This window comes from Pseudomonas sp. URIL14HWK12:I5, from assembly GCF_900176445.1.
Classification (GTDB): domain Bacteria; phylum Pseudomonadota; class Gammaproteobacteria; order Pseudomonadales; family Pseudomonadaceae; genus Aquipseudomonas; species Aquipseudomonas monteilii.
This window is the reverse complement of record NZ_FWXQ01000010.1, coordinates 263,785-275,705: the sequence shown is the minus strand read 5'-3', so window position 1 is coordinate 275,705 and position 11,921 is coordinate 263,785. Positions and strand designations below refer to the sequence as shown.

Here is an 11,921-nt window from a genome sequence, read left to right as displayed (position 1 = left end):
TTTGCTCCACGGTAGACGGGAATAGCGATGATTGATCAAGAAAAATCAGGTGGCATACAGGTGATCGCAAGGGCTGCCGCCATCATGCGCACGTTGGGAGATCACCCCAAGGGACTGAGCCTGGCCGGTATCGCAAGGGCGGTCGGCCTGGCTCGCTCTACGGTGCAAAGAATCATCAACGCCTTGGTGGACGAGCGACTTGTAGAGCCGCTTGGCCCAGGTGGGGGGTTCAGACTTGGATCGGCGCTTGGTCAACTGCTGAATCGCACTCAGTCAGACATCATTTCCGTTGTTGGTCCGGTACTGCAGGCTGCATCGGAACGAATGCAAGAAACAGTCATTCTTGCTGCGTTGGCTGGCGATAAAGTGTTTATCTCCTACTGTGCCGTTGCCCAGAGAGAGCTACGTATTGTATTCCCTGTGGGTATGCACGTACCTCTCCATGCTACTGCTGTAGGAAAAATCTTCCTCGCGCAACAGTCGGAAGAAATGTTATCTACGCTGCTACCGGAGCAGCTGGAGCGCTGTGCCCCAATGACGCTTGATCGATCTTCTCTGTTGAAAGAAGTCGAAGAAGTTCGTATGAAATCGTTTGCCACTGATGATGAGGAATACGTTGAGGGCGTGTCCGCCCTGGCCTTGCCAGTTTATACCTATCTTGGCAATTACGCAGTCGCGATTTTAGCACCTTCAACTCGAATGGGGCGTCGTCGGAAGGAATACATGGATGTCTTGCAAGGCATCAAACTGGAGGTCGAGAAAAATATCGGGACAGGGTGTTCAGTATAATTGATTGCCCATGTCCTCTTCTGGGTATGAAAAAGGTCGAGCTATGTCGACCTTTTCTTGCGGATAACGCAACCGTTTTAGCGGTACGTTACTATTTACCTTGCAGGTTTTCCTTCGCCCAATCACGGGCGGTGGTCACGGCAAAGCCGTGTTTATCATTAAAGGTTCCGGCTTTCGGCCATGCCACGCCGCGGCCTTGCGCAAACACTGCCCGATATTTTTTTATATGGTGGGTCGGATCTTTTTTCAGCTCGGACAACAGGTACGGTACAGTCCACTCATTGCGCTTGAACGGGCGGCCCAAAACCTCCTCAAGAATATCTGCGACTTGACCATAAGTGACGGTGTCGCCGGAGAGGTACACAATTTCGTTACGGAAGCGTGGCTCGAAAAACACGATCTCGGCGGTCATTGCACCAATATCGTCCGGCGTCGTAAGTGTCACGCTGTTGTCGAGACTCCCCAGTGCATTGAGTGTGTCATGCTCGAAATCAACAACTTCGAATACGGGCTCGAACAAGAAGCTAGTGAACATGCCGGTTGAAATGATTACCCACTCGGTTTTATCCTGGGCACGCAGGAGTTCCCGGACATCCAACTGAGCATCGAACAAATCTTGTGGGCTGCCACGTCCAATTACTTCAAAGTCGACACCAAACTGCCAGGGGAAGTAGCGTTTGACGCCCGACTTGAGTGCTGCCTTGGCAAGTTTCATCGGGGTTTCTCGACCTGCCACCATACCGGCGCAGCCGATGACGGTGTCGTAACGCGAGAACACCACCGCCAGTTCCTCGATGGAGTCGGTGATCAAATCTGCAGCGACCATTTGAATGCCAAGGCCGCGCAGTTCGTCGATTTCTTTGCGTTTTGTCGGGTCTTGTGAGTTGATGGTCGACTCACGTAGTAAAACACTTATGCTGGAGCCGGGTACGCGGTCTGCTACGCGTGCTAAGTGGCGCAGAACGGCGGAGCCTAATTCGCCAGCGCCTAGTACTAGAATCGATTGTTGTTCGGCTTGGGTTGTTGAAGTCATATAAATCCTCTGTTCGTTTGAGTATGATGGGTTAAGGATTGCATGACCGGCACGGTTATGGAAGAAGGTACATCGGTGATACCGGGAGCTAATGTTATGAATGTTGAAACTCTTCAAGATTCTGAGAAGATCTGCAAAACGCTGAATGAGGAGGACGACGGGCTGCGCCGTGAGATACTGGCCCATGCGGGCAGCCGTTGGTCATTGGGGATTCTTCATTTCCTGGGTGTTTATGGCCGCATGCGTCATGCCGAGATCGGGCGACAGATGGTCGGTGTTACCCAGCGTATGTTGACGCGCACGCTCCGCTCGCTTGAGCGAGATGGACTTGTAAGTCGGTACATACAAGAGACTTTTCCTCCAAAAGTCGAATACGAACTCACGCTGCTTGGGAAAGAGCTGCTGATCAAGATGACACCCATTTGGACTTGGGTTGTCGAACATGTCGATGATTTTCGAGAGGCGCGAAGAAAATTCGATATTGAAGGTGGAGAATTACCACCGTGGCAAAGCGCTGGAGCAGATGAATAGCTCAGGCTTGTTAAGTATGCATTGTGTACTTAGAGGACAGCCCCGCTGATGGCCATGTGCCTTTGAGGCTACCGTCCGTCACGGCCAAGTAGTAACGGTTTAAAAGCGTTCGTTTGACGGGTGACGGACCTTCATTTACGCTAGGTCGCTTGTTGTTCAAGGTGACGGCGTAGTGAGTAGACACGTTAACTGCCTTGCCGCGCCAGTGTATATATTCTTCGAGTCAGTGTGGTGTCCGGCGACTGAGAGATGTAATTGGTTTGTGCCTGGATTAATCGGTGTTTATTTTTGCCTCAGGACTGATGATGTCTGGTTACGGAATACGGTCAGTTGAAAAAGCTTTCCTGGTGCTAGAGGTTATTCGCGATGTCGGCGGAACCGCGAAACTTAGAGATATCGCGCTGGCAACAGAAATGAGTGTGAGTACAGTGCACGGTATTCTGGATACGCTAGTGGCACTTGGGTATGTAATTAGGCAAGGGTTGGATTACAGTATCGGCATACGCCTGCATCATTTGGGTAAGTCATCGGAGCAACGCGAGACTGAATTGCTACGGCTGTTTGAACCTGCCCTGCAGGCAGCAAATAGATTGTGTAAGATGACCACCATATTGGCGGTCGCTTGCGGTACTAAAACTTATGTATCCCTAAAAGTTCTCGATAAGATGGGCAGTGAGGAAGCGCGTCGGGAGTTGTCTGATGCACCCATCACTTTTACCGCTATTGGTAAAATATTCTTGGCGCACGACAGTGCGCTGGCGCGAAGAATAAGCATCCAAACGCCGATAACGTTCGATATGCAGGAAGAGCTGAAGCGGGTTCGTGATCAGGGGTGGGCTATCGAGGACAGCGACAGAAGCCAGGAGCGTTGCCTGGCTATACCCCTGCGTTATAAAGGCGCTCTCGTGGCAGCGCTAGGCATGAAGTGTTTGGCAGGTGACGCATGTGGAATAGATTTGGAATCTCTGGCGAAGCGTATAATAAACGAACTGTACCCGCTGTTGAGTTTGTGATCATTGAAAAAGCCACCTCAGCAGACGCCGAGGTGGCTTTTTTTAAAACTGGACGCCTTTAGACAGGCCGCCATCGATCAGGAAGTTAGCTCCAACGGTGAAACTCGAAAGGGGGCTGGCCAAAAAAGCGGTCGCCGTGGCGATCTCTTTGGGCGTGGCCATCCTGCCGGTTGGGTTGGCGCGAATGAACTCAGCGAAGACCTCGGGTTGCTCGCGTTCGATTTTTCCCCATACACCGTCTTCAAAATAAACGTTTCCTGGGGAAATTGTATTGACGCGGATCCCATCTTTAATGAGCTTCAAAGCCAGCGTTTTGCCATAGTGGATCAGCGCAGCTTTGAAGACGCCATAAGGTTCGGCAAAAATATCGATATCGCGGCCTGATACGCTGGAGATGAGTACCACCGCCGCGTTTGCAGACTCTTTTAGGTAAGGCAACGCCGCATTCACAAATTGAACGGTGCCGAGCAGATCGGTCTTGTAGCCTTTTTCCCATACTTCCATGTCGGGGCCGGCAAGCAGGGCACTGACGTTAGGCACGATTATATCGATCCCACTCAGTGCATCGGCAGACGCTTTAACCCAGTTTGCCACTTGGGCGGGATCCGTTACGTCAACTTGCCAACCGATACAATTGCCCCCCAATTCGTCCTGCAGCCGGGAGACTGTCGCGGCGTCACGTGCGCAGAATGAAACATGGGCACCTTCTGCTAGGAATGTTTCAACGATCGCTCGACCGATCCCCCGGGTGCCGCCGCTGACCAAGATTTTTTTTCCAGCAAGTTCCAAATCCATCATTAGCTCCACGTAGGATTGAGTTGCTGATTATCCTAATGGCAAAAATTCCGGCGTCTACAGAGCCAGCGAATAGACGAGGGAATTTCGGCAGTGTCGAAAGATGCGCAGTCCATTCGTTATCAAAGGTTGATCTCACCGTGGTGTGGCAGGTTTCCACTGGATATTGCGCCCCTTTGCTCGCAGCCCTTCACTGCTCTTGGGCTTTTTCTTCCCATGCCAGCTAGCACACTGCAGGGACAGAGGAGCAGCTTGGTCGGCGCTGGGCCGCCCCTCTGGTGGCACCACGCACGAATCAACGTGGCGTCTATATGTACTGGAAGTTGCGGTCGGCGGTTGACAACAAGGCCATGCTCGCAGTTGCGGTTTAAGGAAGTGAAGCAACTGCCGATCCCGTCATCCTCCCGCTACAATGCTGCTTTCTGTATAGGCGCGCTTGCTCTCCGGTGTTTTCAACGCTTCGCGGTCACGAATACGCTGCTCGCAAGGATAGGTTTCAGGCGTAAGCAGGGTGGTAACGACCGTGACCAGCGCCATGCTACCTAGGTAGAGGGCGATGGGTTCAGGTACGCGGTAATGGGCGAGCAACGCGGTGGCGATGATGGGCGCAAGTCCACCACCGAGCACTGAAGCGATTTCCCTGCCGATGCCTAGGCCGGAAAAACGCAGGCGGGCAGGTAGCAATTCACTGATGTACGATGGCTGAGCGCCCTGGAGAAGGCCCAGCACCAAGCCATTGGCCACTACCAGGCCAGTTACGATCACCCACGGTACGCCTGACTCGAACATCAGGAAAAACGGGTAGGAAAATAGCAACATGGCCACAGCGCCCGCCAGGTACACAGGTTTTCGCCCCAACCTGTCGCAGGCGTAGCCTGCCAGCAGCGTGCAGGGGATCTGCAGCACCATTGAGAACGTCAGCGCCCCCAGCACAAAGCTATTCGACAGGCCGAGAAATTTACCGTAGGCGATCGAAAAAGCGAAAAAGATCCACGATCCGCATCCTTCCCCCAGTCGCAATCCGAAGATCATGAGGATCTCCCGGGGATGGCAGCGCAGCACTTCCTTGATCGGGGCTTGGACAGATTTTCCCGACGCGCTGACTTCTGCAAATTCATGGCTCTCGTCCATGTGGCTGCGCAGATAAAGCCCAACGCCAATGAGTACAAGGCTGAACAAGAACGGGACACGCCAGCCCCAGGTCATGAAAGCCTCGCCCGACACGCTTTCGGCGAGCATGAAGGCACCGGTTGACATCACAAAGCCCACCACCGCACCGCAGGGTGCCCAGGCGGAAAGGCGTCCAGTCTGGCTTTGATGGGTGTTCTCGCTGATCACCAGAATGCTGCCGCTCCATTCCCCACCCGCAGCGAGCCCCTGCACCAGGCGTAACGCAACCAGCAGAATCGGGGCTGCAATGCCGATGCTCTGATAGGTGGGCAATAGACCCATCAGGAACGTGGCAGCGCCCATGGCGCTCAAGGTCAGCGTAAGCACCATCTTGCGTCCGTAACGATCACCCAAATGACCGCAGATCATGCCACCGACCGGTCGGGCGATAAAGCCGAGCGCTAGCCCGCCATAGGCTGCGATAGTGCCTGTGAGTGGGTCTTCATTGATTGGAAAGAACAGTTCACCAAATACCAGAGCTGCCGCCGTTCCATATAAAAAGAAGTCATACCATTCCAAGATCTGACCAATAACGGATATGAAAACAGAACGGACCGCGCGGGGGGAACCTGATTTGGGCGAAACGCCACTTATTGGTGCAGTCATCTTATTCTTCACCTCATAAACGACCTAATAAAAGGCACGGGCACACAGGGTTTTTTTGATATTTCATTTTGTTGACACAGTAGTTTTGCCGTGCGGACAGGGTCAAATGATCAAGCGTTATGTGCGCAATGCATCAGATGAATAAGCCTCTCAGTTGTTGTTCTGACGGCGTGAGTGAGAACCTGGTGAAAAAGTTTCCCCGGCGCCGCGCTGCCGCCGCATAATGGCTCGGCGGCATGCGCTGGGAAAGCAGCACGCTCTCGTGGGTCTAACTTTCAGTACGAGAATTTACATGACGAAACACATCAATCTGGCTACGATCGATTTGAATTTGCTTAAAACGTTCATAGCGATCTGGGAGCACCGGAGCCTGACAATAGCGGCCGATCGCCTGCACCTCAGCCAGCCAGCGGTCAGCCACGCTCTGCGTCGCCTGCGTGATATTTTCGATGATCCACTGTTCGTCCGCACAGCGACTTCAATGGAGCCGACCGATGCGGCGCTGCGCCTATCCGGGCCTATAGAACAGGCCTTGGTCATTATCCAGGGCGCCTTGATGAGTTCGTCGCGCTTCGACCCTGCAACCGCCACGCGCACGTTTCGCATCTCAATGTCAGATATGGCGCAGCTATATGTCCTGCCGCGGATCATGGAGGTGCTGACATGCCAAGCGCCAGGCGTTAGTTTGGAAATTCAGCCGCTGCCGATCGACCAACTGACCGTGGCCCTGCGCAAGAGCGAAATCGACCTTGCGCTGGGTTACCTGGCCGAGCCCACCGAAGACTGTCTGTATGAGAGTCTGCTGGAAGATGAGTTCATCTGCCTGCTGCGCAAGCATCACCCCTTGCAGACGAGCGAGCTGACTCTCCAACACATGCAGACGCTGCGCTATGTGCACGTATCGAGCAACATCACTGGCCACGGTCAGACCGCAGACGCTGCGTTTCGCAAGGTTGGTCTGCAGCGGGGCATAGCGCTGAAGGTTCCCAACTTCACGATCGCGCCCGAAATCGTCGCCAGTACCGATCTTGCCTTAGTAATGCCACGCGCCATAGCGATGCAAAACAACAAGGCAGGCGCGTTTCGTGTGCTGCGCCTGCCTGTGGAGTTGCCAAGGATATCTGTCGGCCTCTATTGCCACAGGCGTTTTTCGTCGGACTCGGGTATCGCCTGGTTGCGCACATTACTGGTGGGTTTGTTGGCGGACACGCCAGCGTCATGACGCTGGCAGACCAGGTTTGGGATTCCCCTGCCGCTCCAACCGTTCAACACTCGCAGGTATGCATGGGGTAGTGCGGGCTTTCGCCTACGAAGCGAGGCAGGCTTAGATAATCCTCCCGCAAGGCTTCTCGTTGCGGCGAAGCCAGCGCATCACGCAATCCCTGCGCCGAGTCGAACACCACCTTGTTGCGCTGCAGTGCGTTGCTACGCGCCACGGGCAACTGGCTACAATAATCGAGTCGCGTGTATACCTCTACGCTGCGTACATTGGGTAGTTTTGCCAGCAAGGGCGGATGCTGGTGCAGGTAGCGCTCGATCCAATCCGCTTCGTCTTCAACGTGCCCTGAATAGTGCACCAGATACGTCACTTGCTCCTCGCTTCTGGGCAGAATCTGCGGGACCGGACTGTCGCCGAAGCGTCGAACCAGCATCACCTGTTGCTCCCATTGGTAACCGGCCAAGTTCGAAGCTTGCACGAAGGTTCCGAGTTTCCCCTCGGTATGCAAGACCGCTTCAATCTGATCAATGGTGCTGAAGTAGAGCTGGAGGACGCAGTTTGGTGTCGCCTCGGCAGCAATGAACGGGTCGGCGTCAGGTAGCTCCAATGGCTGATGGAACAGTAATTGGGTCAAGCCCGGAAGAGCCGCAAGCTGCTCCGCGATATCCGTCATCTCCAGGTGTAAGCCGGGCTGCTGGTTATGAGCCGTCAAGAACAGGCAGTAGGTCATGGCGCGCCTCGGTCAGGAAATCGATGAATGTTGAGCGGCGCCGGATCGCTCCAGGCGGTGAAAGTTCCGTCCGAAGTAGGTCAGGCTTTCACCCTCCGCGCCGAGGTGGATATGCGCGACTTCTACGAACAACACGGAGTGTGAGCCGACTTCCTTGATGTCCACCACGTGGCCTTCAAGGCTTGCCAGTGCATCGCCCAGCACCGGCACGCCAGTGATCCCCTCGTTCCAGGCATCGTCGGCGAAACGCTCTTCAGGCGGTACGGAGGTCATGCCCGCAAAATGCCGGGCCATCCCCTCAAGGTGTCCTGGAAGAATGTTCACGCACAGCGCGCGGTTGGCCACCACGGCTGCGTGAATCGAGCTGTTGCGGTTGACGCAGACCAGGACCGTTGGTGGCATGTCGGTTACGGAACACACGGCGCTTGCGGTCAGCCCCAGGCGGCCATGAGGGCCGGCGGTGGTAATGACATTGACCGCAGCGGACAGCAGGGAAAGTGCTTGGCGGAAATCATCTTTGTTTGTTGTGGTCGTCATGATGTCTCTAGATCCGTTTGCGTAAATGAACGGTTTAATGCTGGGCGTAGCTGTCAAACGGGTCAAATTCATCTTTCGCATTGATGGTATTCGTAGACGTAATGAGCGTGGGAGTTTGAAGACTGAACAAGTCTATTCATTTGAATCATGGCCGCATGCAAGTTTTGAATTTGCTTAACGTTCAGTCTCTCCCCATGCTGATCGTAATCCCACGTCCATCCGGAGAATAAGATGAATACGCAAGTCCTTTGCATGGAGCACTCGGCAGTTTCCAGTGAGTCCGGTTTGAGCGGTAAATTACCGCTTGAAGCAGTCCTCGCTGAAGTGGCCGCCCGCCGCAAGGAGTTCAATGAACGGTCCCATGTTCCCAAGGACATGATCGAAAAAATGAAGGCTGCCGGCATCTTCCGCGCCAGCACGCCAAAGTGCTTCGGGGGTGATGCATTGGCGCCGGCCGAATTTCTCAGAATCATCGAGCGTATTTCTGAGGTGGACGGATCCACAGGTTGGGTGGCTGCATTTGGTTCCGGCAATATCTACCTGGCGTCCCTACCACCGGAAACCCAGGCGCTGATCTATGCTGGCGGGCCAGACCAGGTCTTTGCGGGCGGCCTTTATCCGTTGCAACCCGCGCGTGCGATCCAGGGCGGCTGGGAGATCAGCGGACATTGGCGTTTTGCCAGCGGTTGCAAGGGCGCGGACTGGATTGGCGTGGGCATTGGCGGTACGGCGGCAAATGGTGGCGGAGCGGGTGCCGGTAAGCCGCTGACCGCGGTTTTTCCTGCGAGTGAAGTGGAAATCGTCGAGAACTGGAATGTGGTTGGCATGCAAGGCACTGGCAGCCATGACCTCAAGTTACAGGGCAAGACGGTCGAGCATGCCTGGACTTTCACTCGCGGGACCGGGGCCACAATCGATGAGCCGCTGTACCGATACCCTTCGGTGTCCTATCAGGCCCAGGTTCACGCTGCGGTCAATCTCGGCCTGGCGCGCGCTGCGCTGGACTTGGTCACGGCCATGTCTGGCAGTACCAAAACCGTGACCGGAGCTCCGCGTCTGGGTGATCGCGCCTATTACCGAATCGAATTGGGCAAGGCCGAGGCCAAGTTGCGCAGTGCCCGTGCATTTTTCTATGAGGCGCCGGAAGCTGTCTGGCAAAGCATCCTCGCGGGCGTGCCGGTGAGCGAAAAACAAACCAACTTGCTACGTTTGAGTGCTACCCATGCCGCCCATACCTGTGCCGAGGTTATCACGATGGCGTATCGCCTTGCAGGGACTGCCGCGATCTACGACGACAACCGACTGCAATGGATCTTGCGTGACGCCATGGTGGTCACCCAGCACGCGTTCCTCGGCGAAGCCACTTATGACAGTGCTGGTGCGCTGTTTGCCGGCATCGCGCCAACCACGCCGTATCCATGATGTGCAGAACCTCAGGCTTGGCCAACAGCTGCTTTAGAATGCTGGCCCGGCCGCGGGGTCCCATGCGGGAGTGAGCGCATGGAGGTCTGGCCAGCGTCGGCGATGTTGCTCGTCATCGAGACCATCACTACCGTTGCAGTCATTTCGACCAGCCAGACCAAGGGCGCAAACGAGCTCCGCTCTGAATCCGTTTTGCCTGGCTTGCGGTGCGGGACGGGGGCCGGACTCTCTTATCCAGTCGCAGCCGTCACAGTACGGCTCAATGAGGGTTTATGGGGATGACCACTTTTTCCTTCGTAGACGGGCGTGGGCTGGATCCAGCGACTGCCCACAAACTGGTCGTAGGCTGTGTGGTGCCTCGACCGATCGCCTGGGTGACGACCGTTGATCAAGAAGGGACGGTCAACGCGGCACCCTTCAGCTCCTACAACTACGTGGCGTCCAGTCCAACCCTCATCGCGATCAATATCGAGCACCGTGATGGGCAGCCCAAGGATACGGCGAGGAACATCCGTGAGTCGGGTGAATTCGTGATCAATGTGGTGACGGAGGCCAACATGGAACTGATGCATCGCTGCGCGTGGAGCTATGGGCCCGATGAAAGTGAGGTCGATATGCTCGGCATCGAGCTGTTGCCCAGCCAGTTCGTCAATGCGCCGCGCATCGCTTGCACGCCGGTGCAGATGGAGTGCCGCCTTGACCAGGCACTCATTCTGGGCGACGGCAGCTGTACGCTGTTCGTCGGCGAAGTAGTGGCCTATCACCTGTCAGAGGAGATCTTCGATGGCAAGCATATCGATAGTGCGAAGATGCGCCCGCTGGCTCGCCTGGGTGGGCCTTTCTATGCCGGCTTGGGGGTGATCTTTCACCGGCCTATCGTGCAGTGAAGACCAGTGAGTGCGGTTCGCTTGTGTGACTGCAGTTGGTCTGCGCCAAGGGCAAGGATGCCCTCATGCTTGCCCTTGGCGCTTGCCAGAGCAAGGGAGCTCGGTATGCCGGTCGTTTCGGGGGTTACCGTGGACGTGAAGACATCGCATCAGGCCTCTGGCGGTCACCACGCCTCATCTGCGCAAGGTTTCGAAGATGAATTCCCTGAACCACCGATTGCCCGCGTCAGCGTCGTAGGCACCATGCCAATGAAGAGTGGATTCGAATCCTGGTATTTCCACTGGTAGCGGATAGATCATGAAGTCTTCGGAATGGTTCAGGTCATGGGCAACGCCCTTGGGTAGGGTGACCATCCACCCTGTATGACTGAGTATCTGCGGCACTACTGTGAAATGCGGGACCCGCAACGCGATGTGGCGATTCAGGCCGCGTGCGACCAAGGTGTCCTCGATGGCCACGTGGCTGCTATCGGTGGACGTGACGCTGACATGGGAGAGGGCAAGAAACTGTTCCACGCTGATCGTATCTGCGGGAAGTCCGTCTCGCTTGCGAGTCATGCAGGCGTATTGTTCATGAAACAGGGATTTATACCGGGTTGTCGGTTTTAGCGTGGACAGGTTGCCAATGGCAAAATCCAGCTGCCCCATGCGCATCCGCTCGACCACCATGGCGATGGGCACCAACTCCGATGACAGCTTGATGCGCGGCGCGAGGGTCTGAAGTCGTTTGCACAGTGCTGGCAGGAACACCTGTTCGCCGATGTCTGACATACACAAACGAAACTCGCGGTCGCTGGTGGCAGGATCGAAAGGTTCGGTTTCGTTCAGAGCGTCACGCACAGCCGTCAGCGCCCGTCCGATCGGAAGGGCAATACGCTCGGCAGTCTGGGTCGGCAGCATGCCTTCCGGCGCGCGCACGAACAGCGCATCATCAAATAACTTGCGGAGTCGATTTAAGGCATAACTTACAGCCGGTTGGGTGATCCCCAGGCGTCCCGCCGCGAGGGTCAAACTGCGCTCCTCCATGATGGCTTGAAAAACCCGAAGCAAGTTCAAATCCACGTCATTCAAATTGCGCATGCGGATAAATCTCGTTTATAGACTATATAATTGTTATGAATTTGACTTATAGATTACACATTCATAGACTCCGGAACAACTGCAAGGCGATTTAACAATCTGAGGCGTT

At 55.3% G+C, this 11,921-nt stretch carries 12 protein-coding genes; 6 read left to right on the top strand and 6 right to left on the bottom strand.

Features of this window, described 5'->3' with window-relative positions:
- Nucleotides 1-27 precede the first annotated feature (27 nt).
- Complete coding sequence (locus B9A31_RS22620; RefSeq protein ID WP_027615607.1) at nucleotides 28-789, top strand: IclR family transcriptional regulator; 762 nt, start codon at nucleotides 28-30, stop codon at nucleotides 787-789.
- Nucleotides 790-880: 91 nt separating this feature from the next.
- On the opposite strand, the gene B9A31_RS22615 is transcribed toward B9A31_RS22620, so the two are convergent.
- Nucleotides 881-1,822, bottom strand: coding sequence for an aromatic alcohol reductase (locus B9A31_RS22615; protein ID WP_027615606.1), 942 nt, complete (start codon nucleotides 1,820-1,822; stop codon nucleotides 881-883).
- A 96-nt stretch (nucleotides 1,823-1,918) separates the two neighbouring features.
- Here B9A31_RS22615 and B9A31_RS22610 point away from each other — a divergent pair, with 96 nt between their 5' ends.
- Together B9A31_RS22610 and B9A31_RS22605 are read left to right on the top strand one after the other, a co-directional pair.
- Nucleotides 1,919-2,353 (top strand): winged helix-turn-helix transcriptional regulator, encoded by a 435-nt coding sequence (locus B9A31_RS22610; protein ID WP_033694697.1) that lies wholly within the window; start codon nucleotides 1,919-1,921, stop codon nucleotides 2,351-2,353.
- Between the two features lie 278 nt (nucleotides 2,354-2,631).
- Nucleotides 2,632-3,366 (top strand): IclR family transcriptional regulator, encoded by a 735-nt coding sequence (locus tag B9A31_RS22605; protein WP_081741873.1) that lies wholly within the window; start codon nucleotides 2,632-2,634, stop codon nucleotides 3,364-3,366.
- Between the two features lie 42 nt (nucleotides 3,367-3,408).
- Here B9A31_RS22605 and B9A31_RS22600 read toward each other — a convergent pair whose 3' ends face one another.
- Both B9A31_RS22600 and B9A31_RS22595 read right to left on the bottom strand, forming a co-directional pair.
- A complete protein-coding gene (locus B9A31_RS22600) occupies nucleotides 3,409-4,161 on the bottom strand; it encodes an SDR family NAD(P)-dependent oxidoreductase (RefSeq protein WP_027615603.1) in 753 nt (250 codons plus the stop codon).
- A 396-nt stretch (nucleotides 4,162-4,557) separates the two neighbouring features.
- Entirely contained in the window at nucleotides 4,558-5,937 is a 1,380-nt protein-coding gene (locus B9A31_RS22595) for an MFS transporter (RefSeq protein ID WP_050591045.1), read from the bottom strand.
- 292 nt (nucleotides 5,938-6,229) lie between these two features.
- Between B9A31_RS22595 and B9A31_RS22590 the strand changes: the two genes are divergently transcribed.
- The gene (locus tag B9A31_RS22590; RefSeq protein ID WP_027615602.1) at nucleotides 6,230-7,159 is read left to right on the top strand and encodes a LysR family transcriptional regulator; all 930 of its coding nucleotides are present in this window, start codon (nucleotides 6,230-6,232) and stop codon (nucleotides 7,157-7,159) included.
- A gap of 43 nt (nucleotides 7,160-7,202) precedes the next feature.
- Here the strand turns inward: B9A31_RS22590 and B9A31_RS22585 are convergent, their stop codons facing one another.
- Nucleotides 7,203-7,886, bottom strand: a complete 684-nt coding sequence (locus B9A31_RS22585; protein WP_027615601.1) for a hypothetical protein — start codon at nucleotides 7,884-7,886, stop codon at nucleotides 7,203-7,205.
- A gap of 12 nt (nucleotides 7,887-7,898) precedes the next feature.
- Nucleotides 7,899-8,423, bottom strand: coding sequence for a flavin reductase (locus B9A31_RS22580; protein WP_027615600.1), 525 nt, complete (start codon nucleotides 8,421-8,423; stop codon nucleotides 7,899-7,901).
- Between the two features lie 252 nt (nucleotides 8,424-8,675).
- Between B9A31_RS22580 and B9A31_RS22575 the strand changes: the two genes are divergently transcribed.
- Together B9A31_RS22575 and B9A31_RS22565 are read left to right on the top strand one after the other, a co-directional pair.
- Nucleotides 8,676-9,845, top strand: a complete 1,170-nt coding sequence (locus B9A31_RS22575; protein WP_027615599.1) for an acyl-CoA dehydrogenase family protein — start codon at nucleotides 8,676-8,678, stop codon at nucleotides 9,843-9,845.
- 278 nt (nucleotides 9,846-10,123) lie between these two features.
- A complete protein-coding gene (locus B9A31_RS22565; RefSeq protein ID WP_050591044.1) occupies nucleotides 10,124-10,732 on the top strand; it encodes a flavin reductase family protein in 609 nt (202 codons plus the stop codon).
- 174 nt (nucleotides 10,733-10,906) lie between these two features.
- Here the strand turns inward: B9A31_RS22565 and B9A31_RS22560 are convergent, their stop codons facing one another.
- Nucleotides 10,907-11,812: a LysR family transcriptional regulator gene (locus B9A31_RS22560; RefSeq protein ID WP_027615596.1), complete on the bottom strand. Its 906-nt coding sequence runs from the start codon at nucleotides 11,810-11,812 to the stop codon at nucleotides 10,907-10,909.
- Nucleotides 11,813-11,921: the final 109 nt, after the last annotated feature.

What these genes read in the sequence shown, in the direction of transcription:
- B9A31_RS22620 (WP_027615607.1), top strand. Translation starts at nt 28, where the DNA reads ATGATTGATCAAGAAAAATCAGGTGGCATACAGGTGATCGCAAGGGCT.
- B9A31_RS22560 (WP_027615596.1), bottom strand. Translation starts at nt 11,812, where the DNA reads ATGCGCAATTTGAATGACGTGGATTTGAACTTGCTTCGGGTTTTTCAA.
- B9A31_RS22585 (WP_027615601.1), bottom strand. Translation starts at nt 7,886, where the DNA reads ATGACCTACTGCCTGTTCTTGACGGCTCATAACCAGCAGCCCGGCTTA.
- B9A31_RS22565 (WP_050591044.1), top strand. Translation starts at nt 10,124, where the DNA reads ATGACCACTTTTTCCTTCGTAGACGGGCGTGGGCTGGATCCAGCGACT.
- B9A31_RS22615 (WP_027615606.1), bottom strand. Translation starts at nt 1,822, where the DNA reads ATGACTTCAACAACCCAAGCCGAACAACAATCGATTCTAGTACTAGGC.
- B9A31_RS22610 (WP_033694697.1), top strand. Translation starts at nt 1,919, where the DNA reads ATGAATGTTGAAACTCTTCAAGATTCTGAGAAGATCTGCAAAACGCTG.
- B9A31_RS22590 (WP_027615602.1), top strand. Translation starts at nt 6,230, where the DNA reads ATGACGAAACACATCAATCTGGCTACGATCGATTTGAATTTGCTTAAA.
- B9A31_RS22600 (WP_027615603.1), bottom strand. Translation starts at nt 4,161, where the DNA reads ATGGATTTGGAACTTGCTGGAAAAAAAATCTTGGTCAGCGGCGGCACC.
- B9A31_RS22580 (WP_027615600.1), bottom strand. Translation starts at nt 8,423, where the DNA reads ATGACGACCACAACAAACAAAGATGATTTCCGCCAAGCACTTTCCCTG.
- B9A31_RS22575 (WP_027615599.1), top strand. Translation starts at nt 8,676, where the DNA reads ATGGAGCACTCGGCAGTTTCCAGTGAGTCCGGTTTGAGCGGTAAATTA.
- B9A31_RS22595 (WP_050591045.1), bottom strand. Translation starts at nt 5,937, where the DNA reads ATGACTGCACCAATAAGTGGCGTTTCGCCCAAATCAGGTTCCCCCCGC.